Origin of the sequence: Fibrobacter sp. UWR3, from assembly GCF_900143055.1 — a bacterium.
In the GTDB taxonomy this organism is placed as follows: Bacteria; Fibrobacterota; Fibrobacteria; order Fibrobacterales; family Fibrobacteraceae; genus Fibrobacter.
Map to the genome: position 1 here is coordinate 304493 of NZ_FRCW01000002.1, position 26146 is coordinate 330638.

Below are 26146 nucleotides of genomic sequence, written 5' to 3' on the forward strand. Positions count from 1 at the left end.
TTGCGCAAGCGCAAAAAAAGCCTTTAATTAATAAACTGTAATTCGTCTAGAAACGAGCAAGACAAGAAACGCGAGCCGAAGCTGTATAAGACATACAGCGAGAGCTCGCGTGACGCAGTATTGCGAAGTTTATCGACGAATTACTTATCCGTGAGGAATGCGACGCCCGGCAGCACCTTCCCTTCGAGGAGTTCGAGAGAAGCGCCACCACCCGTAGAGGTGTGGGTCACCTTCTTGTCGGCACCGTACTTCTTGGCAGCCGTTGCGGTATCGCCACCACCGATCACGGTGATTGCGCCGGCAGCGGTAGCTTCGACGATAGCGTCGGCCATAGCCTTGGTAGCCTTTTCGAAGGCTTCGAATTCGAACACGCCTGCAGGGCCGTTCCAGACGATGGTCTTTGCAGACTTGATAGCGTTCACGAAGAGCTTGGTGGATTCGGCGCCCACATCGAGGCCCATCCAGCCAGCCGGAATGCCTTCGGCGTCAGTGACAGCCTTCGTGGCGGCATCGGCAGCGAACTTGTCGGCAGCGATGTAGTCAACCGGGAGGATGATTTCCTTGCCGGCAGCCTTGGCCTTGGCCATCAGATCCGGAACGAGCTTGGCACCTTCTTCGTCAAACAGAGAAGAACCGATTTCGATGTTGTTCAGAACCTTCTTGAAGGTGAAAGCCATGCCACCGCCGATGATGATCTTGTCGGCCTTGTCGAGGAGGTTGTTGATGAGCTGGATCTTGTCGGCGACCTTGGCACCGCCGAGGATGGCGAGGAACGGACGCGGAGGATTGTTGAGCACCTGGTCGAATGCCTTGAGTTCCTTGTTCATGAGGAAACCGGCAGCGCGCTGCGGAAGTTCAACACCAGTCATGGAAGAGTGATCGCGGTGAGCGGTACCGAAAGCGTCGTTCACGTAGACGTCAGCGAGCTTGGTGAGGCTTGCGCGGAAGGCCTTGACGGCTTCCTTGTCGGCCTTTTCCTTAGTTTCGGTGCCATCGGCGTTCTTGATCTTGCGCTTGCCTTCTTCTTCGATGTGGAAGCGGAGGTTTTCGAGGAGGATGATTTCACCCGGCTTGATAGCGGCGCAGGCAGCTTCGACTTCCGGACCCACGCAGTCGGAGAGGAACTTCACCGGCTTCTTGATGAGTTCTTCGAGCTTCTTTGCAACCGGAGCGAGAGTGTACTTCATGTTCTTTTCGCCATTCGGACGGCCGAGGTGGGAAGCGAGCACGACGGCTGCACCGTGATCGAGAGCGTACTGGATGGTCGGGAGAGCGGCTTCGATACGCTTGGTGTTGGTGATTTCGCCAGTCACCTTGTCCTGCGGAACGTTGAAGTCAACACGGATGAACACGCGCTTGCCGGCGAGTTCGAGATCTTCGATAGAGAGCTTTGCCATTATGGATTCCTCTTTTAGGGTTAAAATTTACGGGCTAAAAAGTAGAATTTTTCGTGCCGAAATACCATATAAATGGCAAGAAAGATTGTTCTACATCATAAAATGGGGTTAAAAGCCTCAAAAAAACTTATTTTTTATAACATCTCCCCTTTTTTTTATATATTTCGTTGAAAAGCAATTCCGTATTGGAGTACAAAATGAAGCGTTTCTTAGTGGCATTCTGCCTTTCCATTGCAACGGCTTTCGCCGGCTCTTACGATATTGAAGAATTTACCGCAACCGACGCCGGCACGCCCGACGAATACATCACCGCCGAATTCGGTGGCCAGCTGAAGACCGCTCCGGCAGACGAGGTCAGTTCCCTCCAGGACGGTCGCCTGGTTGTCCGCCAGAAGTTCACCGACCCGTTCGGCGAGACCCCCACGGCCTACCAGCTCTACCAGGGTGGCAAGGGCGACCTCTCCGGACTCGTGGCCCTGACTGCAGAAGGTGTCGATTATTCCAAGCTAGTTACGACCCGTATCTACGCCCGCAGGGGCATGCCTATCGAGGAAGACGTCGAGAAGGTCTATTTCGACGGCAAGGCCGTGTATGTTCCCGGTCTATCTTCCGCTATTGCATTCGTTGACGGCAGCATGGTGCAGTTGAAGGGCGACGAATCGGCAGCACCCGCCGAAGAAGAAGCACCTGCACCCGACGTCGCCTCCAGCGAAGAGGAAGAATGCGACGAGTACGATCCGGACTGCGAGGACGAGGAAGAAGACGAAGATATCGACGTCAAGGGCGACCTCGACGAATCCAACTCCCGCGCCGATGAACGCGACTACGCTATCAGCGACGCTTCCGAAAATGCGACCGACCGTTTCGGTATTGCTGACGAAGTCCGCTTCTGGACTGCCGTGGGCCTTTCCGCCCTCGCCGTTACCGGCGCCGTTGTCGGCGTAATGCAGCAGATGGAAGCCAACAAGGCCAAGGACGCCTACGACGACCTCGACGAAGTCCATTCCGGTATCATGGCCGGCATCACGAGCGCCTGTGCGGCCGACAAGGAACCCGCGGCCTGTGAAGTGGCAATGAAACAGTACGCCACCTACAACACGACCGAAAAGTACACCCTTGCCGACCTCGAAGCCCGCATGGACACCAACAAGAAGACCCAGGATTCCTACACCTTCGCCCGCAACCTCTGGTTCGGCGTGACGGCGGTATCCCTGACTGCAGCCATCGTGCTCTTCGTATGGTAGTCGAAACCGGCAAAATTTCGCTAAAAGACCTGACGTTCGATTGCATTATCGGAACGCTCCCTTTCGAGAGAGAAAAGGAGCAGCCGATTGTATTGAACATTTCCATCTGGCTTGACTTTACGCAGGCCGCCCGTAACGATGACCTGGTGCATTCCATTGACTACGCCCAGCTTTCCGACAACCTCAAGGAGTTCATCCGGGGGGCGAAGTTCCAGCTCGAAGAGACCCTCGTGCTGGAAACGGCGAAGTACATCCTGGGGAACTACCCCAAGGCCCTGGCGGCCGAAGTGCGGGTAAGCAAACCGAACGCCATCCCGAATTGCGCAGGCGCCGAATCCAGCATCCGCATCCGCCGGTAAGGTTCCGCGCTCAAAGCGCCACCCAAGTTCTAGAAAAGAGGCCGCAACGACGCGGCCTTTTTTCGACAGTCAGTTGATTGTCCTGTAACGCAGGGCCTCCGAAATGTCCACGACTTCCACATTCGGCGCCTCCCGCATATCCGCAATGGTGCGCGAAACCTTCAGCATGCGGTAGAACCCGCGGGCACTCAGGTTCATCCTGTCGGCGGCAGAAACCGCAAAGCGTTCCACTTCGGGCGACATGCCCGCAAACTTTTTCGCGCATTCCGACGACATCTCCGCATTGGACTTGAACGGCAGGTCCTTAAACCTCTGGCGCTGGATGGCACGTGCCGCACAGACCCGCTTGCGGATTTCGGCGGAACTTTCGCACTTGCGGTTATCCACGAGTGCGCCCGCCTCCATGGGCGGCACGCTCACCTGGATGTCGATGCGGTCCAATAGCGGGCCCGAAATCTTTTCGCGGTAACGCTTGCGCGCATCGGGCAGGCACGTGCACACGCGCTTCGGGTCCATCGCAAACCCGCAGGGGCACGGGTTCATCGCAGAGCCCATCATGAAGCGTGCGGGCCACACCACGGTCCCGCTCGCACGGCTTACCGAGATGAAGCCATCTTCCATCGGTTCACGGAGAGCCTCTAGAACAGTCCGATTGAATTCCGGGAGTTCATCCAGAAAGAGCACGCCATTGTGCGCGAGGCTCGCCTCGCCCGGCAACAGCCGGGCACCGCCGCCCACCAGCGACACCATCGAGGCGCTGTGGTGGGGCGTGCGGAACGGGCGAACGACCACCGGCCTGAATTCCGCGGAGTCGCCCGAGCGGCGAGCGCACGAATGTATGCGAGTCGTCTCGAGGATTTCCTCGTCAGTCATATCGGGAAGGATTCCCGGCAGGCAGCGCGCACACAGCGTTTTGCCGGCGCCCGGGGAACCCACGAGCAAAAAGTTATGCGCCCCCGACGCCGCCACCTCGAGCGCGCGCTTCACGCCCTCCATGCCAACCACGTTCTTGAAGTCGGGAACCTCAAGGGAAGGGGGTCGGGGCCTCGTTTGTATACCGGACGCGATTGATGGTTTCGAGCCCACGCCCCCTTCTAGAAATTCTACGCATTCCCTCAGGGAATCCGCACAAACGTAATGAAGACCTTCCACCAGCAAAGCCTCGGAAGCATTCGCCCGGGGAATCACCAGGATGTTCTCGCTATCCCGCGGTAAACCCATCGCGATGGACAAAACCCCTCTCACTGGCTTCAACAATCCATCCAGCGAAAGTTCACCGACAAAGACATAGCGCTCCACCTCCTCTACATTTATCTCTCCTGTAGAAACGAGCATCCCGATAGCCAGTGGAAGGTCTAGTGCACTCCCCTCCTTCCGCAAATCCGCTGGCGACAGGTTTACCGTAGTACGGAAACCCGTCACCACCTTCCCGATGGAACGTATCGCCGAAACGACGCGCTCTCGGGATTCCCTCACCGCATTGTCCGGGAGGCCGACCAGAGTAAATCCAGGCAACCCCTGCGAGGCGTCAACCTCTACACTCACAGGGACGGCCTTTATACCAAACAAGCAGTAAGAACGGATTCTGCGGAACATTTGCACCTACTAAGCTACGGCAGCCTGGTACTTTTCCAGGATGCAATTTTCAATGTGCTCACGCAGCTGGCGTGTAATCGGATTGCAGATGGACTTGAAGTCCTCGCCCTTGTAGAACGGATCGAGCGGGTAGCTCACGAAGAGCCCGTTCACGCCATCCATCACGCGGAGCCCGCGAATCACCATCTGGTCGTTCAGCACAATCTGCGCGAGCCCCTTCAGATGCCCGAGGCTCGGACCTTCCTTGAACGGGAACACCTGCACCTGCGTTACCGCAAGGCAGTCGAAGGCGGGATCCACCTTCTGCTGGGCAGCATTGCCTGCTGCATTCGTATTTTCTGCCATATTATGGCCTCCTATATTTTGTGTTAAACCGCCTCCACGACAACCCATTTGCCGCTTCCGACGGGCACCCCTATAGTTGCAATTTCCGTGCCAATTTTAAAATGCCGTTTTTCGCAAAAATTCGCCATATCGCGACACCCCTACCTAGTGATTAATCGATTAAATCACTGATTTATCTATTTTAATCACTATGCTATTAAAACCGAATATGAACTGGAAAGCGAACCAGGGAATCCAGACCCCGACCGTGATGGCGAACGTCTCGGAAGAACGTGAATTTGTACAGATTGACTTCTACGTCGAGGAACCGCTCGACTGCTTCAGGGCCGAAGTCATGGAAGACGGCGGGCACAGCTGGGAAGATTCCTGCGTCGAGGTGTTCCTGCAGAACCCCGCAAACGCAGAAGAGTACTTCAACTTCGAGGTCACGAGCCGCGGGGCACTGCTCGCCGCTCGCGGTACCGGGCGCGAGAACCGCACCGTACTCAGTGAAGTAGCGCTTTCGCAAATCGCGCGTACCAAGCAACTCGCGAGCATCATCGGGGAATTTATAAGCTGGGGCATAAGCCTGCGCATCCCGGCGAGCATATTCGGGCTCGACGCCTTCGAGGGCGGTCACCTGCGGGGGAACCTGTACAAGTGCGCCGACAAGGCGAAGACCCCGCACTACCTAAGCGCCTTCCCCATCGATACCGAGAAGCCGGACTTCCACCGCCCGGAATTCTTCCAGGAACTCGCATAGGCATTCCGGGTAAGACATGTCTACCGTAATCCTCTTCAACAAGCCGTTCGGCGTACTGAGCCAGTTCACGCCCGAATCGGGCCACCCGGCGCTCGATACCTTCGCCTTCCCGCCGGGAGTGTACGCGGCAGGCAGGCTCGACCACGACAGCGAAGGCGCATTGCTCCTTACGGACAACGGGAAACTCATCAAGAAGTTGCTGGACCCGCAATTCGAGCACCCGCGCACCTACCTGGCGCAGGTCGACGGGCAGATTACCGAAGAGGCCGTGCAGCGGCTCGCAAAAGGAGTGGACATCAAGGGTTACCGCACCAAGCCCTGCAAGGCAGAGATTGCCGAAGAGCCCGACTGGCTTTGGCCGCGCAACCCTCCGGTGCGGTTCCGCGCGAACATACCCACAAGCTGGGTGCGCCTCACCCTTATAGAAGGCAAGAACCGGCAGGTGCGCCACATGACGGCCGCGGTCGGGTTCCCCACGCTACGGCTCATCCGCATACAAATAGGAAACATCCCGCTGGGCGAACTGAAGCCCGGCGAGTGGAAAACGGTTACCGATAGGGTAATTTGATTTTTTTAAAGCAGGCCCTTCTTTGCCGAACGCATCAGGTTCTTCACCTGCTTGTTCGTGAGCTGCGGGACTTCCGCGTCCTTCTGGGCACGGGACTTCGGGGCGCATTCCTCGCAGTAGTGCTTGAATACGGTCCCGAAACTGGCGGCACCGTCCATGCGGTCCGTCTGGCGGCTACGGAAGGCTCGCACCATGGTTTCCTTGTGGCACTTGTCGCACACGCCCATCTTGGGGGCGGCAGGCTGACGCGGACCGCGGTCCTTGTTCCCATGTTCCGTAGTCATGTCCCAGGCACGTCTCTGGGCTGCAATCTTTCTGGCAAAACCATCATCTAAAAGACTCATATCAGCTCCTTATTTATCTTCTAACTCTCTTAATATACAATCTTGCAAGAAAAGCGATTCGAGCGTAATGCACAAAGAGGTGGGTTTTGCGTCTTCCGAATACAGACTGCGGGCAAATTTGCCCCTTTCCAGTTGCTTTTGCTTGAAAATATCCGCATGCCCCGCGAAATCGAACACCTTCACCCGCGAAGGGAATGCAGTTTCGAACGCCCGGATGGCATTGTTGAGGATTTCCGCCTTGTCGCTCACGCCGGGCACGGAATCGGGAGGAACCGTCACCACGAAGATGCCGGACTGAGTCTTGTTGACAAGTTCACGCACGAGGCTCGTGTAGTTCTCCGCCGTAAGGAACCCCGAACCCGAATCCTTCTTGAGGTCGGTCAGCCCGAGGCCGAGCACGATGCGCCCCGCCTTCTTGCCGATAATGTCGGAAGCAGCCCGCGCCAAGAGCTGTGGCAACGAAAGCGGAACCGGAGAATTGATGGAAAACTGCATGGGCCGCGATGGTTCCCGGCACAGGAGCATCTCGGCCACGCGGGAGGCCACCTCGCCCTGTTCTCCGAAGAGTTCGTCGCCGATTATGAGAATCCTGTTTTCCATGCCTTTAATTTACTTACTATCGAGGGGTTTGACCACTGAAATTTCCCAAAAACCGTCTTTTTTTTCGCGAGAGAGTATGCTACAGCCGTCCGCAACCAGCGCTCCGGGGACATTCTCGATAGGGGAACCCTCGTCGAGATCAATCTTCAGCACGCGCCCGCGGGGGTAACCCGACATCACGAGCCTCGAACGGGCGGCATTGCCAGGACAAACCACGCCCCGAAGGTCGAGCACGTCGGGAACTTCGACCGTCACTCCGGGCAGGGGCTCGCCAGACTTGGCCTTCTCGCAAAACGCGGCTATTTCCTCGCAATGACGTTCCGGATGTTCGAGCCAGCGACCGACCGGATATGCAGGCAGGTCCGCAAGCATCACCCTGGAAAGGGCATCCTCGGGCGCAAGTTGCACCCCGAACGTCACGCGGAGCCACTCGACACACGCATACGAGATAAGCGATTTCAGTGCATCACCGAAACCGGCATCGTCCCTGTGCGAAAGCATCCATTTGACTACCGAAGACGGTTCGCCCGAATTACGTTCATCCATATTTTTTACCTAAACATACAATTTAATTGCACTTCGTCGCAAAAATGCGAAAAAACGCGATTTTTTGTAAAAAAGTTAAGTCCGTCACTCTTTTTTCCATAAAAATAGTAACGAAACATAGCAAAAAGAGGCATTGATTTCTATATTTGCGCCCAAGCATTTGATTATGCAAAAGGTTTTGTAAACGATGAATACAGTTCTCCTCTACGCAATGTTCGTAGTCTATGTCATCGCCGGCGTGGGATTGGTGATTTACGGGTTCAGTTGCTACTACAGCATATATCTATTCCTGAAGAATAGCCGCCATACTAGACTATCAGACCGCAAAAAAATTCTCAAGTTCTACCGCGAGCATTCTATCAATGACCTCCCGCAGGTCACGACCCAGCTCCCCGTATTTAACGAGGCGAACTGCGTGGAACGTCTGCTCGACGCGGTCTGCGCTATCGATTACCCCAAGGACAAGCACGAAATCCAGGTTTTGGACGACTCCACCGACGAATGCTACGAAGTGGCGAAGAAGAAGGTGGCCGAACTTGCCGCGAAGGGTTACGATATCAAGCTTATCCACCGCACGAACCGCCAGGAATTCAAGGCCGGCGCCCTCAAGGAAGCCATGGCCGTCGCGAAGGGCGATTTCCTCGCGATTTTCGACGCCGACTTCGTACCGGAGAAGGACTTCCTGTTAAAGACCATCCCCTACCTGGTGATGGACGACCAGATTGGCCTCGTTCAGGGCCGCTGGGGCCACCTGAACCGCACGGAATCGGGCCTTACGCTCGCCCAGTCCATCGGTATCGACGGCCACTTCGTTATCGAGCAGTCCGCCCGTAGCTGGGGCAAGCTGTTCATGAACTTCAACGGTACTGCAGGCGTGTGGCGCAAGCAGGCCATCTACGGCGGTGGCGGCTGGGAAGGCGACACCCTGACCGAAGACATGGACCTCTCCTACCGCAGCCAGCTCGCCGGATGGAAGATGAAGTTCGTGTTCGACGTGATTGTGCCGGCCGAACTCCCGAACGATATCAACGCCTACAAGGCACAGCAGTTCCGCTGGGCCCGCGGTTCCATCCAGACGGCCATCAAGATTTTGCCACGCGTGTGGAAGGCGAAGGTCCCGCTCCGCATCAAGATCGGCGCGTTCCTGCACACCACGCACTACTCGATTCACCCCTGCATGCTGTTTACCGCCCTCTGCGCCTGGCCGCTCCTCGCGTTCTTCGAACCGGTCGCGCACTTGCCCAGCTGGGCATACACCGTCGGTTTTAGTTTCATTTTCCTCGCCGCAATCGCACCTTCCGTTCTTTACTTCGTTGCACAGCGCTGCTCGGGCTACACCGGCTGGAAAATTCGCATGCTCAGCCTCCCCATCTTGATGGCGCTTGGCGTGGGCATCGCCGTGAACAACACGCGTGCCGTGTTCGGTGCCGTGACCGGCGTGAAGGGCAGCTTTGTCCGCACCCCGAAGAGCGGCGGATCCAAGAAGAAGGCGAAGAGCCACTACGCACAAAAGTTCCCCTGGATGGCTGTCCTCGAACTCGGCGTGGGCGTGTACTGCATCTTCGGTCTTCTGGAATACATCGGCGCACAGAAGTTCATTATCGGACCGTTCCTCGCACTCTACGCGGTGGGCTTCCTCTCCGTGGGCGTGCTCAGCTTCATGCACTTTATCGGAAACATTATCGAAGTGCACAAGGCCCGCAAGGAACACGGCAACGTCGAAGAGCAGGAATCGTAATCCGCTACAAACGATTTGCATCAGGGCATCCGCGAAGTTCGCGGATGCTTTTTTGCATGGTATGGATATATTCAGTCGAGCGGGAATCGTAGGCGGCAAGGATGTGCACGTATTCGCAGTGAAACATGCCGTAGAGCCCGAGCGCAGACGAAACAAGGATGCCCGCGACCGCGAGCGCCACCATGAGTTCCATTAGCGTGAAGCCTTTTTGCATCGGGTGAGCCTCCTGAAAGTATAGTCGGGCGTGCGGATTTCGAGCCACTGGAGCGATGTGGCGGGAACGGGGGTGATGGTTATTGCGGGGGAATCGTTTGTCGCGAGTTGATTGTTTATTTCGGGGGGATCGTTTATTGCGGGGTGGCCGCTTATTGCGGGGTTGCCGTTTATTGCGGGCGGAGTGTTTATTGCGGGCGGGTTGCGGGTTAGGGATGCGCGGCGGGTATAGACGGTGTCGGCGCAGGGCGGGAGAGAAACTGCAAGGGAATCGATGTACGCGGCTGCAACAAGCGCAGAATCCGAGCGGGAGAACTCGAGGGCAGAGATGCGCCGGAACGCCCCCAGGTACAGCGAGAGGGAGGCCGCCCCTGCGGCAAGAACCGCAAGCGCGACGAGGACCTCGAGCAAAGTAAAGGCTTTTCGTTTATCGCAGGCGAGATGTTTATCACAAGGTGCGAGTCGCTTATCGCTGGAGGCAAGATGTTTATCGCTAGTAATCACTGCGCGGACCTCCGGAATACGACTTTCTCACCGTCGAAAAACGCAGGCAGAAGGGCATGGGACGAGTCGCGCACGGTTCCGGGAAACGCAGCACCCGCGAGGCTGTCGGGTTCATCGAGTTCAACCATGCCGCCCGGCGCAGCGAGCACGCCCGCGAAGGAGGCTTGATTCAGGAAGGCGATGCGCCCGCTGCCCGACCCGAGCGATACGGCTACGCTCGGGAAATCTGCCCGCACACGGTCGCGGATGGTCACAACATCTCGGGCATAGAGCAGGCCCGAAAACCTGAAGGAGGAATGCACCTCCAGCGACGCGCCGGAATAGACCTCGAGATGCGCGACCGTGACTTCGCCACCGAGGGTTACTTCGCCCTCGGAATAGATGCGCAGCGTGTCGAAACGCGCCCGCCCCTTCACGTTCACGGAGCCATCGACCAGGAAGGCGGCGGAAGGGACTCGTGTATCGAAATCGAGCGTGAGGTCGCCATCGCTCACATGCAACGCGATTGCGGTATCGAGCCGGAAGATGCGGCGATTGCCGGACATAACGCGGAAGCCCCTTGCCGTCGTGATGGACTCGCGAAGGGCGGCACGGTATTGCGTCATGGCGGTGTACCAGTCATCAAACCGCAGGCGGGAATATCGCGTGCCGTAACTTGCGCAGAAACTGCGAGAAGAATTTGCAGACAAAGAAAGCGAAATATTTGCGGGTATAGAATACGAAATATTTGCAGGTACAAGATGCCCGCCGACCAGTAGCGGGGCACAGATGCGACCCCACGGGCCAACAGCCTCGGCACTTACCGGCGGGAGCCCCGCAAAGAACCCGTCAGGGAATCCCGATAGGTTCGCAATAATTGCCGATTCCGCATCGTAGACCGCCTGCACTTCGCGCGCGTAGTGGTTTGTGGAACGCAGCACGCCTCCCGGCACCCGCAAAAGGCAACCGAACAGGATGGTGAGTGAAAGGATAAGCGTGAGGACAAATCCCAAAACGAAACCGCGCTTACATTCCATTGCGGACCTCCCGAATTTCACCCCCGCAGGCAAGCTGCACACGTTCCTTCCCGATAGAAACGACTTCGAAGGGCCCGAGGGAATCCCCGAGGCTGTACCAGGAAGGCAATGCGCCCGCAATCGATGCGCTGAAAATGCGACCCGCCACGACGCCGTGCAAGCGAACAGGAGGGAGGTCGCAACCAGGCGCCGGTTTGTGAGTGCCGCGGGCATCGCCGATTTCTGATACACCGCGAACGTCGCTCTTAAACGGCGCGCGCTCTTCGTTAAACTGCGCATAGCCCTCATTAAACTGCGCGACCGCCTCTTCGCTCGGGCGCATCTCCGGCGGAGGCGTGAGCGCCGGAAGTTCCGCGCCTGCAGGCGATATTACTTCGGGTGACGCGCCCGACAAATCGCCCGAAAGAACGTTCCACCAGGTACTAACCGCAAGCAACAGCGCCACGCCCGCAGCAAGCGCAGGCCATACTAACTTCCCGCGGGTTCGTACCCGCCAGAACGGATCGCTCCCCGCACGCCTTAACCAGCGGAGCCTTTCCGGTTCCTGCACGTCCCCTACGTCCATAAACGCGCAGTACCATTTTTCCGCCCGCGAAAACAGGTCGTCGTTCCGGAGAAAAACGTCAAACCGCCCGAGACGTTCCTGCACGCTTTCTTTATTATTATACTGAGGTTCCTCGCTCCAGTGGCAAAGCCTTCCTTCAAAGAAGACGAGGATGTACAGCCAGCCGTTGTCCAGAAATGCGAAGCGGCAGTTTCCGCAACTTTCGCGCAGGCTGCACCCGCAATAAGCGCTTTCGCACGAATCTTCCTCGCGCATTAGTTTGTCTGCACACCCGTAGAGCATCGCCGTCCGGGGCAAGATGCGCTCGCCTCGCCCGCGATATTTCGCAGGTTCCTTTTCTGATTTGCGCTCGTTCGCAAGCATCACCAGGTAGCGGTGCTTTCGCCCGTCCGTGCTGTTGAAGCTCACCATTTCCCGGAACACGGGTTGCGCCGTGCAAGAGCTTTCTGAACACGACTGCGCGACACTCGGGAAATCCTCGGCAAAGCGCCTGCGGAGCGTCAGCGGGTCCAGCACGCCATCGAAGCCTGTCACCACCTCCCAGGTCCAGAGCCGCGCCTCCACAAAAGCCGTTCTCGCCCACATCAGAATTCCACCTCGGGCGTGATGAAGATGGCCAGTTCGCTTTCGTCTTCGACCTCGCTCACGTAACTGAAAAGCCTGCCGATAAGCGGGATGCTCCCGAGGAACGGAACCGCCGTGCGCACCTCCGACTTGCCCTTCCGTACGAGGCCGCCCAGGCAAAGCGTCTCTCCGTTTTTCAACGTGACGGTCGTCTTCAGGTTGCGCGTGCTGATATCGCGCGGGCCATCGCCGCTCGAGCGCCCCGCCGTCTTGATTTCGGGCGAAATGTTCAGCGTGATGCTCCCGCCCTGCGTAACTGTCGGGGTGATTTCCAGCGAGATTCCGTCATTGAACGAGCGGTAATCCGTAATCGGGTAGCCGTCGGCGGATACCTGGCTCACCAGGTAATAGACCGTATTCGTCACGTTCAGTTCCGCCTTGTTGCCGTTAAGCGTCGTGAGCCGCGGGCGCGCAAGGACTTCGGCCCTGTTGTTCTCTTCCATCGCGGAAAGTTCCATCTCGAAACGCGCCGGCAGAATCCCGATTTTCCCGAACGCGCCCGAAGCGGAAACGTCCTTCCCCATAAAGTCCCAGAACCCGCGCACGCCCAGGTCGTTCTCGCCCGTCTTGCGCGTAGAGCCGCTGTGGAGCCCGATTTCGAAATTGCGCCCGCGCTTGAGTTCCACAATCACGCACGAGATGGTCACCTGCATGGCGGGCCTGTCCAGGTTTTCGAGGATGGCGACAGCCTCCGCAATTTCTGCGGGCGAGCCGCGCAGCATCAGCGCGTTCTGTTCCTTCACTTCCGACACGACAAGCCCCGAACCCGGCAACAGCTTGGAAAGTTGCGGCACGAGAGATTCCGGCGTCGTCGCCTTCAGCGGGTAAAGTTCCGTTCGCGAGAGCACGTTTTTCGCCCCGCGTTCTGTTACAAACAAAGTATTCGAATCGAGCGCATAGGTGTAGCGGCTCCCGCGAAAGAGCGACTGCAGGAGATTCGCAAGCGGTTCGCGTTCAAAACGCATCTGCAAGTTCTCGCGCACGTCTCCGTACAGCACCAGATTGAGGTTCGATACCCGCGAAAGCTCCTTGAGGAACATGTCCAGCGGGGTGCCGTCCAGTTCTACCGTATAGAGAGAGTCGTCCTGGGCTATATCCGGCACGGAGTTTGCGCCCGCGGGCGAAGCGCCGTTCGCACCAGCGCCGTTCGCACCCGCGCCACCCGCGGGCAAATTGCGTGTGCGTTCCACACGGAAGCAGTCAGCATCGCGCCTCACGCGGAAACCGTGCGATTCGAGCAGCACCCGGAGCGCTGTCCCGGGCGGTACGGATTCCAGCCGGCCGCTCACAGGGCCCGCGACATCGGGCGAAGCTACCACGTTCAGGCCCGTATTCGCGGAAAAATCCCGGATAAACTCGCGAACGTCGCGCTCCCGCACATCGAGCGACACGAGCGAATCTGCTACCCGAAAAAAATTCTCGCCACGTTCCAGGCGCTTGCGGATATGGAAAACCGTCCCGTCGCGAATGAGTTCTAGCCCGAGGGTAGAACACAACGACGTGAGCCCCTCCAGCAGCCCGACGCCATCGAGGTGGAACGTGACACGCGCCTCCGCACCGACGTCCACAAGCACGGGCACCCCGTAGGCAAGCGACACCGAGCGGGCGACATCCTGCAGGCTCGCATCCACGAAATCGAGCGAAACCTTGTCGGGCACGTCGCGCTCAGCGCACCACGCGCGCCCCAGGCAAAGAAGTAAAATAATAACGAGGCAAGCTACCGCGGGCATAAAGCATCCGCGACTTTCCTCCGCATTTTTGCGAGGCACAATCGTCCCCTAGATTTTAACACTATAATAAAAGGGCGTCACTCGACAGCCGACACAACCCGAAAAACGAGTTGAACATAATCTACAAAATTAAAAACGGAAAAACCAGCAATTAGAGAATTTTTTCAAATTCTTTCAGGAGGGCTCGGCCTTCTTCCCATTCGCCGAGGTTCGAAAGCGCATTGATATGCCCCTTGCGGCCCACGTCAAAGAACATCGAGCCCCACGCATCCGCAAAAACACACGCACGCTCGATAGTCACATATTCGTCGTTCTCGCTCGCGACAACACACGAGGGCACCGGCAACTTTTCCAAAGGCATCGGAGCAAAGTCCTCGACAATGTCAATCACGTCGATATCCGCAGGCGCAACGAGGAACACGCCCTTGACTTTTGCCGGAACGGCACCTTCCCTCGCCTTCTGCATAAGCCAGAGGACCGTCGTCGCGACCCCCAGACTGTGCGAAACGAGAACCGTATCGGACTCGAGCGCAGCCACCGTCCTGTCGAGCGTATCGACCCAATCCGCCTTGTGCGGGTGTTCCCAGTCGTGCTGTTCAACGCGGCTTGCATCGGGCATGTTGTTCGCCCAATAAGTCTGCCAGTGAGTGGGGCCAGAATTGCTGTAACCGGGAACAATCAGATAATGCATCAAGAACCTTGTTGAATTACATGCTCACGAACTTGCGCATGCTTAGGATAGCAGTGAGTACGCTGAAAGCAAGACTTACAAACAACGTAACTACAGGAATGAATAGCCCAGCCAAGAACGTCTCGTGGAACAGCTGGACCAGGAGGAGCAGCGGGACTACAACGAAAAGCGAGATGTGGGCCGCGGCGCGGACCGTCTTTACGCGGAGCGAAAGCATCAGCGAGAACGATGTCGTGAGGAACACCGCCGAGAGCGCGCCGAGAATAGAAGCGAGCGCCGCGACGGTCGAAATATCGGGATGCGACGCCCAGTAGACGAACTGCGCCAGGAGCGCGAAACCCACCGGAAACGGAACAATCGCGAGCAACTTGCCCCAGAAGAGCCTCGCAGGCGCGATGGGAGAAAGCTGCAACAGTTCAAGCGAGTTGCGTTCGCGCTCGCCCGCAAACGAATCTCCGGCCAAGGGAGAGCCCATGGGCGCCATCAGGCAACCGAGCAAAAGCATCATGTAGCCTTCCATGCCTTCCATAATCTGCCCGCCGTACCGCGAAACCGCAATTCCCTGGCTCGCCGCGAGAATCACCGGCGGAATGATGAACGGAACCCAGAATCGCGGATCCCGGAATATCAGGCGAAGTTCGTGTCTAAAAACGTGGAGCATGAGTGAAGCGGCTTCGCCGCAGTTATTAGTCAATAGTTAGTAGTTATTAGTTGACTCAGGTTACGAGATGTTTATCACAAAAATACAATTATTCGAACAAAGAGCGGGCTAACATGCGCCAAAAACATTTATTTTCACTTGCTGAATGGCGTGAAATTGGGTATATTAAAGATTATGAAATTTGTGGCAGTATTTATTCTAAGCCTCTCTTTGCTTGTTTCCAGTTCTTTTGCGGTGTCACTTACTCCACCACTTGTTCTAAAGATGCAAGAAGACCGAAGCATGGCGACAGACATAGACACTACTACTAATGAATCCTTTTCTTTCCTCGATGCATTTATACTTAGTATGTCTATTCCGTTATTTATCAGCGGATTAGGTTTGGTAATGGTCGGTCACGCACAAAAAGGAAATGACGACTACAACCAATCCGATGCAAAGTTGAGCATCGGGGTAGGCACCGGCATGACCGTCTTAGGAGCGGGCGGGTTGATTTATATTATTTACTTCTAAAATTTGTAGTTGTCATAATTTGACACTCTAAAATTTTATATTACTCAACGTGGGGAGCATTTGGCGACATCCCGCAAACTGCCAACAGGAAATTTTGCTTAAAAAAGCGGAATTTTCCATCAAAACATATTGACTTTTGATTATAATATATGTATATTATGGATATAAAAGTAAGGTTTGACGAAGAAAAAGCCGCCTTTATCAGCGGAGGTACGAAAATGGAGAACTCAGAATTTGAGCCAATGGACGAGGAAGAAAGACTCCTCATGGAAGCCATTGAACGAGGCGACACAGAACCTCTTCCCGAAGAAGAGGTGAAACGCATCAAGGCAGAAATTCGCGGATCTGCCCACAACATCACTATCCGGATGAAGGATGCCGACATCGAAGGCATGAAGGTCAAGGCCGCTCGACTTGGAACAAGTTACCAGACGCTCATCAATAGCCTTGTACACCGCTACCTGAATGGCGGCGTCACAATAAACGAAGCGTTTTAAAAGATTCCTAACTTTTAACCATGGACGACATATTTGCTTTCATTGGCGGGCTCTACCTGGGGATTCATTACACCCGCACCAAGAAAATTGAGTACGTCTTCAAGATTCAATGGAAAGAGCAGCCCGTACTTTTCGGCATCATCATCCTTCTCTTCTGGTTTTTCGCGCTGGACAGTTTTTACGACACACTCGACCTATTCGGACTCTCTCCCATTTCCGGGAGACCGCTGCAACTCCTGGACATCATCACATTCTTCGCAATATTCTTTGTCGCAACCATCGCGAGCATTTTCACGAAGCAGGTCGAGATAAGGAAAAAGATTTACACCTGGCAAGACAGGCCACTAACCAGAAGTTCCATTCTGGTCATTTGCCTACTCTTGACAAGCATTTTCGTGAAAGAACTGCTGGAGTTCTTCGCAATTTTATAATTAAATAGATCCCCGCCTACGCGGGGATGACATAAAGAATGGCGGCTTCCTTCGACTGTCGCTCAGGACAGGCTCTAGCCGCCTTTTTGATTACTGTCTCGTAAGAGTCTTGTACCTGATGGGCTTCGGGTTGTCGGCATCTTCGCCGAGGCGCTTGCGGCGGTCGGCTTCGTATTCGCTCCAGTTGCCTTCGAACCACACAACCTTGGAATCGCCTTCGTAAGCGAGGATGTGCGTGGCGATACGGTCCAGGAACCAGCGGTCATGGGAGATAATCACGGCGCAGCCTGCGAACTTGAGGATAGCCTGTTCCAGAGCCTGCAACGTTTCGATGTCGAGATCGTTCGTCGGTTCGTCAAGGAAAAGCACATTGCCCGGTTTCTGCAGGTTCTTCGCCATGAGCACGCGGTTGCGTTCACCGCCCGAAAGCGTCGTGAGCTTTTTCTGCTGGGCAGCACCCGTGAAGTTGAAGAGTCCGCAGTAGGCGCGGCCGTTCATCTTGCGGTCACCCACCATAATCTCGTCGTTGCCGCCGGTGATTTCTTCCCACACGGTCTTGCTGTCGTCGAGGCTGTCGCGGCCCTGTTCCATGCTGATGATTTCCACGGTCTCGCCAATCTTGAGCGTACCGCCATCGGGCTTTTCCTGGCCCATAATCATCTTGAACAACGTTGTCTTACCTGCACCGTTCGGGCCGATAATGCCCACGATGCCGGAGCGCGGCAGGTTAAAGTTCAAGTCGTCGAACAGCACCTTGTCGCCAAAGGCCTTCTGCAGGTGTTCCGCCTGGATAACGATATCGCCCAGGCGCTTGCCGTTTGCAATGTGAATCTGCGCCACCTTGATCTGTTCGCGGGAATCTTCGGCCAAGAGTTCCTCGTAAGCCTTGAGACGGGCCTTGCTCTTTGCCTGGCGGGCCTTCGGGCTCTGCTTGACCCATTCCTGTTCGCGGGCCAAACGCTTCTGCCTGTCGGATTCGCCCTTCTCTTCGCCACGGAGGCGTTCCAACTTCTGGTCAAGCCACTGAGCGTAATTGCCTTCCCAAGGAATGCCGCGACCGCGGTCAATTTCCAGAATCCAGTTCGTTACGTTGTCGAGGAAGTAACGGTCATGCGTCACGAGAATTACGGAGCCCTTGTACTCACGGAGGTGGCGTTCGAGCCAGGCAACCGTTTCGGCATCCAGGTGGTTCGTCGGTTCGTCGAGCAACAGCAAATCCGGTTCTTCAAGGAGCAGACGGCAAAGGGCCACGCGGCGCTTTTCACCACCGGAGAGGTTCGTTACCGGCCAGTCGCCCGGCGGGCAACGGAGAGCGTCCATCGCAATTTCGATATTGCGGTCGAGGCTCCACAAATCCTGCGCGTCGATGATGTCCTGAAGCTTCGCCTGTTCGTCGAGGAGCTTGTTCATCTCGTCGTCTTCCATGGGTTCCGCGAACTTCATGGAAATCTCGTTGAAGCGATCGAGCACGGCCTGCTTCTTGGCAACGGCCTGCATCACGTTTTCCTTGACGGTCAAGTTCGGGTCGAGCTGCGGTTCCTGCGGCAGGTAGCCCGCGGTGCGGCCCGGTTCAATCCAGGCTTCTCCCTGGAATTCCTTGTCGATACCCGCCATGATGCGAAGCAAGGTAGACTTACCGGCACCGTTCTGGCCAATGATGCCAATCTTTGCGCCGTAGTAGAAACTGAGGGAAATATCCTTCAGCACCTCCTTGTTAGGCGGGTAGGACTTGGTCATCTTGTACATGTAGAAAACGAATTTTTCTGCTTTATTCTGTTCGGCCATATTCAAGTTCCAGATATCAGGTTACAGGTTTTTATTTCTCCGTTCAATAATACAAAAAACGAGCACCCGCCCGGGCAAACTACGCACCCAATATTGATATATTTGACGCATGGAAAGCAACATCCTAAAGCGCCTGCGCGAGTGGTTCAAGAAAAATGCGGCAACGCTCCCGTGGAGGCCCGCAGATTTGGACGCGCCACGCGACCCGTATGCGGTATGGATTAGCGAGACGATGTTGCAACAGACGCAGGTCGCGACGGTACGCGACTACTACATAAAGTGGATGAAGCGCTTCCCGGATATCGAGACTCTCGCCAAGGCGAACGAGGAGGAAGTGTTCCGGTACTGGCAGGGGCTCGGGTACTACAGCCGCGCAAGGAATATTTTAAGAACCGCAAAGACTGTGAGTGGATCCTATCGGCCTGCGGCCTCCAGGATGACAAGCGAAGGTGCACAAGCGCATATCGCGCGTTGCGAGATGCCAAATGCCCGTTGCGAGATGCCCGATGCAAGCGTCCGTTGCGAGATGCCGCGGACACGCAAGGAACTGGAAGCATTGCCGGGAATAGGCGCGTACACCGCAGGGGCAATACTGAGCCTCGCCTACCACCAGAAAGAAGCGATTCTGGACGGGAACCTGGTACGCATCTTTGCACGTTTCTACGCGCTCGATTTTCTGCCGACAGACAAGGCGAGCGCCGGCAAGAACGCAACCGGAAAGAACGAAAGTTGTGCCGAGGCCTACTGGAAATACGCCCGCGAGGTCGCAGACTCTCCCAAGGCATACATGCACAACGAGGCCCTGATGGAACTCGGGCGCACCGTATGCAGGAGCAAGAATCCCGACTGTGCAAACTGCCCGCTAAACGGCGGATGCCGTGCCAATGCCGAAGGGCGCACCGGAGAGTTCCCGCCCAAACGCGAGCGCACGCAGTGGGATTGGCACGGCACGGCGCTTGTCGTAGAAAGCGCCGACGGCAAGCTACTTGCCGTATCCGCCGGGCAAGCCTTCCTTGCGGGGCAGGCGACGCTCCCGCATTTTGAAAGCCCGAGGAACGCCACCGCGGGTTTGCCCGCAGAAGCGGAAGCCTACCTTAACGCAGACAACGTTGTACATACACGCGAATGCGGGAGTTTCCGGCACAACATCACGGTGCATAAGATTGAATGCAGGGTATTGCACGTAAAACTTTCGACAAAAGCGAGCAAATGCGTCGCCAGTTCGGGCAAGAAAATTGACCCGCGGTTCAACGCAACGTGGGTCAAAAAGGAAGATGCCGCGAAGGCGTTCGCGAATAGCTTTAGTTTGAAAGCATTAAAAATTGCTTTATAGATCCTCGCCTTCGCGAGGATGACGAAGGAAGCGAGGATGACGATGTGGGTTCTAAGATCCTCGCCTTCGCGAGGATGACGAAGGGGGCGAGGATGACACGCGCTTTAATTAAAACGTCTTCTTGACGGTGCAGACGAAACGGATGCGGTCGTAGTCGCCGTTAGGCACCTGCACCACCTCGTCGGCAAGCACGTGGATGAGCGTACCCGCAAGGTAAAGTCCGAGCTTCGGGAACTGCTGCTCGAATGTAGCGTCCCAGTACCAGTCGCCCTTCACCACGAGCGGGTCGTGTCCACGCAGGTTCCACTGGGCATCGCTCCTGTAGCGCAGCGAATGCGAAACGCGGAAACTCTTGCGGATAAGCCAGTCGCCAGTAAACGCGACAAAGAATTCCGAAGGCGTGACCTCGAAGCGTTCCGTAGGCCCGTCGATGCGTTCAAAGCCCGCGAGCGCACGGAACTTGAACATATCCTCGTACCACGCGTCAATCCAGAGTTCGCCCGTAATGCCCTTGATCCAGGAATTTATGCGGGCAACATCTCCATAGCGGAACTCGAAGGCGTCATCTTTCACGAAACCTTCCACGTCGAACGTCTCGGCACCGTGTTCCTCCCAGAAGCTAGCGCGCCCGCCCAGCGAGACGGAAGCGATCGTATCGGCAAACGCGAGGTATCCCTGCACCAGGTTCATCTGGCCATCCGGTGCAAGGTCAATTTCGTCATTCACTCCCTTCATGTTGAAATATTCAATATCATCGGCAAGCGGGTTCAAGCGCGTACCCGAAATATTCTTGATACCGAGCGTAACGCCCATGCCCTTCACGAGAACGGGCGCACCCATCTCTACGCTATCCTGCACGAGCCAGTCAGAATCGTTCATGCCGAACATCACGTCGGCGCGGAGCCAGCGGAGCGGCTGTACACGCAACTGCATAAACGGCCAAAGCACGCGGTCGTTATCGAGCCCAGTATAAACGTCGCCGTCATCGCTCACAAAGCGGAAGGCCAAGCCTCCCGAAATCTGGAAAACGCCCTTCTGGCAATCTTCGCCGCACTTGTAAAGCACGGAACCGCTCACCTCGTCGCGCTCGCCAGATTCACCGACTCGCTTGTTCTGGTATTCCGCGTGCTCGTAAGCGGCAGTCAGCGCGAAGTTCCAGAAATCCACACGGCCTTCCACACGGGGCGCCATGTGTACCGGAATCCAGCGGGACGATTCCATGTATTCCCAGATGTATTCCTCGCCCGCAAGCACGGAAGCGTTCACAAAATCGTTCGTATAGCCCAGCCCGCCGTAGATGGAACTGAACATCGGGTAGTTCTCGCCGAACAGCGAGAACTCGTCATCGACCATCTTCTTGCGATAGCTTGCTGTCCGCGCAGAATAGTGGTCGTCCTGGAAACCGCGGGCAGTTGCCCAGAATCCCTTGAAAGCAGGCGTCCTGAAACCACCTTCGAGAATGGGCGTGCGGTTCGTGGGCCTGTCCGTCTCGGTAATCACGTCCTGGTAAATCATGTCGCCGAGTTCATTGCCCGTCTTGACCCACACGGAAGGTTCCATCGGTTCCCACGAGGGCAGTACCGACATGCGGTTGAACAGGAGGCGATTGCGCAATTTTTGCGGAGTCCAGAGTTCACTTTCGGAGTGGATTCCGCCCGCACCGAGAATGCGGTCAAAGAAATATGTAGGCCCGCCGACAAGGAATGTACCGTCGTCACGGCTAACCGGCTCCATCCCTTCCATTTCGGGGTCAATCGCCGCACTTGCATTTACCGCAAGCAGGGCTATAGACAACGTTGTCAACAAGGAGGAAAACTTCATTACCAGACCCTCCTTTCAATGTAGAAGCCCACGGTGAGCATATTCGACCTTTCTGGGAGAGTCCACAGCTGTTCCCAGAGTACGTTCAGGCCCGCCGTAAAGTCCTTGAAGTAGAGGAACGGCATGTTCACGCGGGCAAACCACCCGAATTCCGTCTCGTTATCGAGAAGCATGCCGCCACGGCCCTTCAAATAGTCCTCCTCGCCATCGTAATCGGCACGCGTCCAGTTACAGGTGAAGCCCGCACCCACGGCCAGCGGGCGGATGCGTTTCCAACGCCAGTCAAGCCCGAGGCGACCCACAAACTGGTGCACGCCCGGGAACGGAATCCCTTCGGCACGCACCTTCACGTAGGCATAGTTGAAATGCACAAAGCCGTCAAAGTCATCCCAGTAGCTGTAACGCAGCCCGACACCCCCATAGAACGAATTTTCCACGGCATCCTGGAGGTCGCCGAAGGGGTACATCTCGCCACCCTCGATAGACACGTACGCTTTCGAGAAAGCGGAATCCGCAGGGTTCGCCTTAACAGAATCCGCAGGAGTCTGTACAACGGCCGAATCAGCAGTCTGCGCAAACGGAACCGTCGCAAGGCACAGAACTATTGCAGATAAAATAAGTTTCAGTTTCATACTTTTTTCCGTTCCAAAGCCTGTGCAAAAAATCCGTCAAAACGATTATCCTGCGCGCCGGGGAGCACATGTTCGCCACGCTTGGCAAATTCAGGGTGGGCCTTCAAGAAGCGGTTCACGACCTGGGTCGTTTCTAGCGGGTCGGGGCTGCACGTGGCATATACGAGAACACCGCCTTCCGCAAGGTGATTTGATGCGGATTCAAGAATTCCGTACTGCAGTTCGGCAAGTTCCTTCATGGAATCTTGCGTAATACGATACTTTGATTCGGGCCTGCGGGGCATAACGCCCATGTTGCTGCACGGCACGTCGAGCAAGATGCGATCGAACTTCGACTGCTGCGGCGAAAGCGCGTCGATGCATTCCAGCCGCACGTTCTTGAGGCCCAGGCGGTCCACCACGTCGTGCATCTTTTCTACGCGGAATGCGGAAACATCGCTTGCGAGAATATCGAGCGAACTGTCCATCTCGCCCATCAGCGCGGACTTTCCGCCGGGAGCGGCACACGCATCCCAAACCCTCTGGCCGGGCTTCAGGTCGAGCAGTTTCACGACCTCGTACGCGGAAGGGTTCTGCATGCTGAACTCGCCCTTCGCGAAGGATTCCGATTCGAGAATCGGCTTGAGTTTTGCATCTTCGGGAACCTGGATGTAGCGGTCGTAGAGAATCGAGGCGCCCGTAAGCCCGAGTTTCTGGGCAAGTACCGGAGCGGAAGTCTTCTGCAGGTTCACGCGAATCCATTCCACCGGGCGCTCGAGCGTCGCCTTCGCAAGCGATTCTGCACGGTCACCGCCGTAAATATCGAACCAGCGACGCACCAGCCATTCGGGCACCGAACTTTCAATCGAAACGCGGCGCACGCGCTGTTGCGGAAGTGCGGGCAGCCCGGACCTCCGCGCGGAATGCAGCACGGCGTTCACGAGCCGCGCGGAACCTTCGCCAAGGTTCGCCGCCTTCACAAGTTCCACGCTCGTCGAAACGGCGGCGTGGTCCGGGATTTCCATAAAGAACATCTGGAAGATTCCCATTTCAAGCACGGTCGCCACTTCAAGCGAGGGCATTTTCTTTACGAGAGTCTTTAAAAAGTATTGCAGGTACAGGTGCCTGCGGCACACGCCCAGGGCAAGTTCCATCGCGAAAGGAGAAAGCCCGCTTTCTTTAATAAAGCTGCCGTCCTTCTGCCACAGCAGAAGCACGCGGTATGCGTCCATGCGCTCTTTCAGGGAATCGTCTAGCAAAAGCAAAGTCCTTCGCGCTTCTGGATTCCGCGCATGAAGTCGGCGACAGGCATCGGCTTCTTGCCTTCGGCCTGAATCTCGATGACCTCGAGCAGGCCCTCGCCCGTACCCACGTAAAAGCGATTGTCCTTGAATTCCACTGCACCCGGAGCAAGCTTCGGGCCCGCCTCCGGAGTATCCGTCTTACGCAAGTAAACCATACGGCCGCCCAGCTTCCCGTAACCGCCGGGCCACGGGTTGAATGCGCGAATCCTATTGTGGATTACCGCAGCAGGCAGGTTAAAATCGATAAGGCCTTCTTCTTTTTTCAGCTTCGGCGCGCCACTTGCCTGCGCGTGATCCTGCGTCAAGTCCTTCTCGCGGCCTTCGAGCAACTGGTGAATCGCATCGTCCAGCGCGTCGCAACCGGGTGCAACCATCTTTTCCAAGAGCGAAGCCGTCGTATCCTGATGGTCAATCGCCACCGTGCGCTGCGCAAGAATCGGGCCGTGGTCCATCTTCTCGTCCAGGCGGAAAACCGTCACGCCCGTTTCGGGAAGGCCATCGGCAATCGCGCGCTGCACCGGGGCTGCCCCGCGGTACTTCGGCAAAAGGCTCCCGTGAACGTTCACGGCGCCGAACTTCGCGACACCCAGGATGTTCTTCGGCAAAATCGAGTATGCAACGACCACGAACAGGTCGGCTTCGAACTTGCGCAAATCCGCCTCGAATTCGGGCGACTTCAGGTCGGTCGGCTGGAGTACGGGCAGCCCGTATTCGAGGGCCAGTTGTTTCACTGGCGGCGGCGTTAACACGCGCCCACGCCCTGCCGGCCTGTCAGGTTGCGTCACCACAGCCACCACGTCTGCAAAGTCCGATTCCTTGAGATGCTTCAAAAAACAAGCCGCGAATTCCGGCGTTCCCATAAATACGATTTTCATAACTTGAAATATAGAATATACTTTTCTACATTTGCACCCGTCATGAGAATACCGCTCCAACTTGCCGTGATTTTCGCTATTTGCGTCGCCGGGGAATTCCTCCACCGCATCGTGGGCGTGCCCCTCCCGGGGAACATTATCGGCATGGTCCTGCTGCTCATATTACTTTGTACTAAAGTCATCAAGCCGGAACAGATTTCGGGCGTCTCGAGCTTTTTCCTGAACCACCTGGCACTCTTCTTCTTGCCGCCTAGCATCGCCATCATGGCCGTCGGCGACGACATCCTTTCCAAGTGGCCGCTACTCCTGTTCCTCTGCATCGCCTTCACGCTCGTGGCCATTGCTGCCGGCGGCCGGGTCACGCAGTTTTTTATCCGCAGGCAGGAATACCGGGAAAACCTTGCCCTGCGTGCAGAACGCCTTTCCAAGCGTGCAGAACGCAACGGCACAATCGGGGGCGAAAAATGAACGCCATCATCAACTCTCCCCTGTTCGGCATATTCCTCACGCTCGTCGCTTTTGAAACCGGCGTGTTCATCAGCAAGAAGTTCAAGTATTCCTTCCTGAACCCACTTCTGATAGGCAACATCCTCATCGTCGGATTCCTGCTCATCACGGGCATCAGCCTCGAAAGCTACAACGTGGGCGGCGACTATATTTCGGTGATGCTCTCGCCCGCGACAGTCGTGCTCGCCGTGCCGCTCTACAGGCAGATTTCCAAGCTCAGGCAATTCTGGAAGCCCATACTCGCGGGCATCTTCGCGGGTAGCCTCACCTCGATTGCGTGCGTGATTCTTTTCAGCAAGCTGCTCGGGCTGAGCAACACGCTCATGCTCTCGTTGCTCCCGAAATCCGTCACCATCCCGATGGGGAGTGTCATCTCGTCGCAAATCGGCGGCATTCCTTCCGTCACCATCATCGCCATCACCGTCACGGGAATCACGGGTGCGGTCGCGGCCCCCGCCGTATGCAGGTTCTGCCACATAAAGCACAAGGTAGCGCAGGGAATCGCCATCGGTACCGCAAGCCATGCGCTCGGCACCACCCGCGCCATGGAGATGGGCGAAGTACAGGGCGCCATGAGCAGCCTTGCCATCGGGATTGCAGGGCTATTCACCGCAGTCGTCGCACCGTTACTGACCGCGCAGTTCTAGACCCACCCACTTCCGATTTAACATCGAAGGCTTCGGCTCACACTAACTACTCGAAATTATTATATTTAAGCCATGGCTTACGTACTCTTGATTCTCGCTACCCTTATCGGCCTTGCCATCTGCGCGTACTTCTTGCGCAAGAACATTCTCGTAATCCGCGAGAAGAACAAGAACGAACCGAAGGCGTACAAGCGCGGGCTCAACTACGTGCTCACGGGCCTATGGTACGGCTACCTTGCCGTATTCTTCATCGGACTAACTGTTAATAATATAGGCAATTGGTAAAAGATCCCCGGTCATCCCCGTCAAGCGAGGACAGGCGCCGGGGATGACAATCGC

Annotated in this window: 30 protein-coding genes; 12 read left to right on the forward strand and 18 right to left on the reverse strand. The window is 56.4% G+C overall.

The window, feature by feature from the left end; translation table 11 throughout:
• Positions 1 to 140 precede the first annotated feature (140 nt).
• Positions 141 to 1397, reverse strand: a complete 1257-nt coding sequence (pgk, locus tag BUA44_RS03440; RefSeq protein WP_072808597.1) for a phosphoglycerate kinase — start codon at positions 1395 to 1397, stop codon at positions 141 to 143.
• 197 nt (positions 1398 to 1594) lie between these two features.
• Here pgk and BUA44_RS03445 point away from each other — a divergent pair, with 197 nt between their 5' ends.
• Positions 1595 to 2641 carry a hypothetical protein gene (locus BUA44_RS03445; protein ID WP_072808888.1) on the forward strand — a complete coding sequence of 349 codons (1047 nt, stop codon included), beginning with the start codon at positions 1595 to 1597 and terminating at the stop codon, positions 2639 to 2641.
• A complete protein-coding gene (gene folB / locus BUA44_RS03450; RefSeq protein ID WP_072808599.1) occupies positions 2635 to 3000 on the forward strand; it encodes a dihydroneopterin aldolase in 366 nt (121 codons plus the stop codon). The genes BUA44_RS03445 and folB overlap by 7 nt, the downstream gene beginning before the upstream one ends.
• A 69-nt stretch (positions 3001 to 3069) precedes the next feature.
• Here the strand turns inward: folB and BUA44_RS03455 are convergent, their stop codons facing one another.
• Both BUA44_RS03455 and BUA44_RS03460 read right to left on the reverse strand, forming a co-directional pair.
• Positions 3070 to 4596 carry a YifB family Mg chelatase-like AAA ATPase gene (locus BUA44_RS03455; RefSeq protein ID WP_072808601.1) on the reverse strand — a complete coding sequence of 509 codons (1527 nt, stop codon included), beginning with the start codon at positions 4594 to 4596 and terminating at the stop codon, positions 3070 to 3072.
• Between the two features lie 9 nt (positions 4597 to 4605).
• Complete coding sequence (locus tag BUA44_RS03460; RefSeq protein WP_254794687.1) at positions 4606 to 4941, reverse strand: SpoVG family protein; 336 nt, start codon at positions 4939 to 4941, stop codon at positions 4606 to 4608.
• Between the two features lie 190 nt (positions 4942 to 5131).
• On the opposite strand from BUA44_RS03460, the gene BUA44_RS03465 reads away from it, so the two are divergent.
• Positions 5132 to 5683 (forward strand): carbohydrate-binding family 9-like protein, encoded by a 552-nt coding sequence (locus BUA44_RS03465; protein WP_072808603.1) that lies wholly within the window; start codon positions 5132 to 5134, stop codon positions 5681 to 5683.
• A gap of 16 nt (positions 5684 to 5699) precedes the next feature.
• Entirely contained in the window at positions 5700 to 6251 is a 552-nt protein-coding gene (locus tag BUA44_RS03470) for a pseudouridine synthase (protein ID WP_072808605.1), read from the forward strand.
• A 5-nt stretch (positions 6252 to 6256) separates the two neighbouring features.
• Here BUA44_RS03470 and BUA44_RS03475 read toward each other — a convergent pair whose 3' ends face one another.
• From BUA44_RS03475 to BUA44_RS03485, 3 genes are read right to left on the reverse strand one after another with little or no spacing between them, the layout of a single operon-like run.
• The gene (locus BUA44_RS03475) at positions 6257 to 6595 is read right to left on the reverse strand and encodes a hypothetical protein (RefSeq protein ID WP_072808607.1); all 339 of its coding nucleotides are present in this window, start codon (positions 6593 to 6595) and stop codon (positions 6257 to 6259) included.
• A gap of 9 nt (positions 6596 to 6604) precedes the next feature.
• Positions 6605 to 7195 (reverse strand): SGNH/GDSL hydrolase family protein, encoded by a 591-nt coding sequence (locus tag BUA44_RS03480; protein WP_072808610.1) that lies wholly within the window; start codon positions 7193 to 7195, stop codon positions 6605 to 6607.
• Positions 7196 to 7204: 9 nt separating this feature from the next.
• Positions 7205 to 7741, reverse strand: a complete 537-nt coding sequence (locus BUA44_RS03485) for a sulfurtransferase TusA family protein (RefSeq protein ID WP_072808612.1) — start codon at positions 7739 to 7741, stop codon at positions 7205 to 7207.
• A 187-nt stretch (positions 7742 to 7928) separates the two neighbouring features.
• On the opposite strand from BUA44_RS03485, the gene BUA44_RS03490 reads away from it, so the two are divergent.
• Positions 7929 to 9479, forward strand: a complete 1551-nt coding sequence (locus BUA44_RS03490) for a glycosyltransferase (protein WP_072808614.1) — start codon at positions 7929 to 7931, stop codon at positions 9477 to 9479.
• A gap of 4 nt (positions 9480 to 9483) precedes the next feature.
• Here the strand turns inward: BUA44_RS03490 and BUA44_RS03495 are convergent, their stop codons facing one another.
• From BUA44_RS03495 to BUA44_RS03525, 7 genes are all read right to left on the reverse strand, one after another.
• On the reverse strand, positions 9484 to 9693 hold the full coding sequence (locus BUA44_RS03495) for a prepilin-type N-terminal cleavage/methylation domain-containing protein (RefSeq protein ID WP_072808617.1): 210 nt from the start codon (positions 9691 to 9693) through the stop codon (positions 9484 to 9486).
• Complete coding sequence (locus BUA44_RS03500) at positions 9672 to 10196, reverse strand: prepilin-type N-terminal cleavage/methylation domain-containing protein (RefSeq protein ID WP_178348733.1); 525 nt, start codon at positions 10194 to 10196, stop codon at positions 9672 to 9674. Before BUA44_RS03500 ends, BUA44_RS03495 begins: the two co-directional genes overlap by 22 nt.
• Complete coding sequence (locus tag BUA44_RS03505; protein ID WP_072808621.1) at positions 10193 to 11212, reverse strand: hypothetical protein; 1020 nt, start codon at positions 11210 to 11212, stop codon at positions 10193 to 10195. The genes BUA44_RS03500 and BUA44_RS03505 overlap by 4 nt, the downstream gene beginning before the upstream one ends.
• Positions 11202 to 12362, reverse strand: coding sequence for a hypothetical protein (locus BUA44_RS03510; RefSeq protein WP_072808623.1), 1161 nt, complete (start codon positions 12360 to 12362; stop codon positions 11202 to 11204). The genes BUA44_RS03505 and BUA44_RS03510 overlap by 11 nt, the downstream gene beginning before the upstream one ends.
• Complete coding sequence (locus tag BUA44_RS03515) at positions 12362 to 14131, reverse strand: type II secretion system protein GspD (RefSeq protein ID WP_072808625.1); 1770 nt, start codon at positions 14129 to 14131, stop codon at positions 12362 to 12364. Before BUA44_RS03515 ends, BUA44_RS03510 begins: the two co-directional genes overlap by 1 nt.
• Positions 14132 to 14282: 151 nt before the next feature.
• Positions 14283 to 14822 (reverse strand): RBBP9/YdeN family alpha/beta hydrolase, encoded by a 540-nt coding sequence (locus BUA44_RS03520; RefSeq protein WP_072808627.1) that lies wholly within the window; start codon positions 14820 to 14822, stop codon positions 14283 to 14285.
• A 16-nt stretch (positions 14823 to 14838) separates the two neighbouring features.
• Entirely contained in the window at positions 14839 to 15516 is a 678-nt protein-coding gene (locus BUA44_RS03525; protein ID WP_255370445.1) for an ABC transporter permease, read from the reverse strand.
• Positions 15517 to 15657: 141 nt separating this feature from the next.
• Between BUA44_RS03525 and BUA44_RS03530 the strand changes: the two genes are divergently transcribed.
• The 3 genes from BUA44_RS03530 to BUA44_RS03540 all read left to right on the forward strand — a co-directional run bounded on the left by BUA44_RS03530 (position 15658) and on the right by BUA44_RS03540 (position 16924).
• Complete coding sequence (locus BUA44_RS03530; protein ID WP_143151847.1) at positions 15658 to 15996, forward strand: hypothetical protein; 339 nt, start codon at positions 15658 to 15660, stop codon at positions 15994 to 15996.
• 218 nt (positions 15997 to 16214) lie between these two features.
• Positions 16215 to 16493 (forward strand): hypothetical protein, encoded by a 279-nt coding sequence (locus BUA44_RS03535; protein WP_072808891.1) that lies wholly within the window; start codon positions 16215 to 16217, stop codon positions 16491 to 16493.
• Between the two features lie 20 nt (positions 16494 to 16513).
• Positions 16514 to 16924: a hypothetical protein gene (locus BUA44_RS03540; protein ID WP_072808633.1), complete on the forward strand. Its 411-nt coding sequence runs from the start codon at positions 16514 to 16516 to the stop codon at positions 16922 to 16924.
• 90 nt (positions 16925 to 17014) lie between these two features.
• Here BUA44_RS03540 and ettA read toward each other — a convergent pair whose 3' ends face one another.
• Positions 17015 to 18709 (reverse strand): energy-dependent translational throttle protein EttA, encoded by a 1695-nt coding sequence (ettA, locus tag BUA44_RS03545; RefSeq protein ID WP_072808636.1) that lies wholly within the window; start codon positions 18707 to 18709, stop codon positions 17015 to 17017.
• A gap of 109 nt (positions 18710 to 18818) precedes the next feature.
• Here ettA and BUA44_RS03550 point away from each other — a divergent pair, with 109 nt between their 5' ends.
• Positions 18819 to 20042: an A/G-specific adenine glycosylase gene (locus BUA44_RS03550; protein WP_072808638.1), complete on the forward strand. Its 1224-nt coding sequence runs from the start codon at positions 18819 to 18821 to the stop codon at positions 20040 to 20042.
• A gap of 108 nt (positions 20043 to 20150) precedes the next feature.
• Here the strand turns inward: BUA44_RS03550 and BUA44_RS03555 are convergent, their stop codons facing one another.
• From BUA44_RS03555 to fmt, 4 genes are read right to left on the reverse strand one after another with little or no spacing between them, the layout of a single operon-like run.
• Positions 20151 to 21863 (reverse strand): hypothetical protein, encoded by a 1713-nt coding sequence (locus tag BUA44_RS03555; protein ID WP_072808641.1) that lies wholly within the window; start codon positions 21861 to 21863, stop codon positions 20151 to 20153.
• Positions 21863 to 22495, reverse strand: a complete 633-nt coding sequence (locus BUA44_RS03560) for a hypothetical protein (RefSeq protein WP_072808643.1) — start codon at positions 22493 to 22495, stop codon at positions 21863 to 21865. The genes BUA44_RS03555 and BUA44_RS03560 overlap by 1 nt, the downstream gene beginning before the upstream one ends.
• Positions 22492 to 23739 carry a transcription antitermination factor NusB gene (locus BUA44_RS03565; RefSeq protein WP_255370446.1) on the reverse strand — a complete coding sequence of 416 codons (1248 nt, stop codon included), beginning with the start codon at positions 23737 to 23739 and terminating at the stop codon, positions 22492 to 22494. Before BUA44_RS03565 ends, BUA44_RS03560 begins: the two co-directional genes overlap by 4 nt.
• Positions 23727 to 24653, reverse strand: a complete 927-nt coding sequence (fmt, locus tag BUA44_RS03570; RefSeq protein WP_072808645.1) for a methionyl-tRNA formyltransferase — start codon at positions 24651 to 24653, stop codon at positions 23727 to 23729. The genes BUA44_RS03565 and fmt overlap by 13 nt, the downstream gene beginning before the upstream one ends.
• A 42-nt stretch (positions 24654 to 24695) precedes the next feature.
• Here fmt and BUA44_RS03575 point away from each other — a divergent pair, with 42 nt between their 5' ends.
• From BUA44_RS03575 to BUA44_RS03585, 3 genes are all read left to right on the forward strand, one after another.
• Positions 24696 to 25121: a CidA/LrgA family protein gene (locus BUA44_RS03575; RefSeq protein ID WP_072808647.1), complete on the forward strand. Its 426-nt coding sequence runs from the start codon at positions 24696 to 24698 to the stop codon at positions 25119 to 25121.
• Positions 25118 to 25807 carry an LrgB family protein gene (locus BUA44_RS03580; protein WP_072808650.1) on the forward strand — a complete coding sequence of 230 codons (690 nt, stop codon included), beginning with the start codon at positions 25118 to 25120 and terminating at the stop codon, positions 25805 to 25807. Before BUA44_RS03575 ends, BUA44_RS03580 begins: the two co-directional genes overlap by 4 nt.
• A 72-nt stretch (positions 25808 to 25879) precedes the next feature.
• Positions 25880 to 26092, forward strand: coding sequence for a hypothetical protein (locus BUA44_RS03585; protein WP_072808652.1), 213 nt, complete (start codon positions 25880 to 25882; stop codon positions 26090 to 26092).
• Positions 26093 to 26146: the final 54 nt, after the last annotated feature.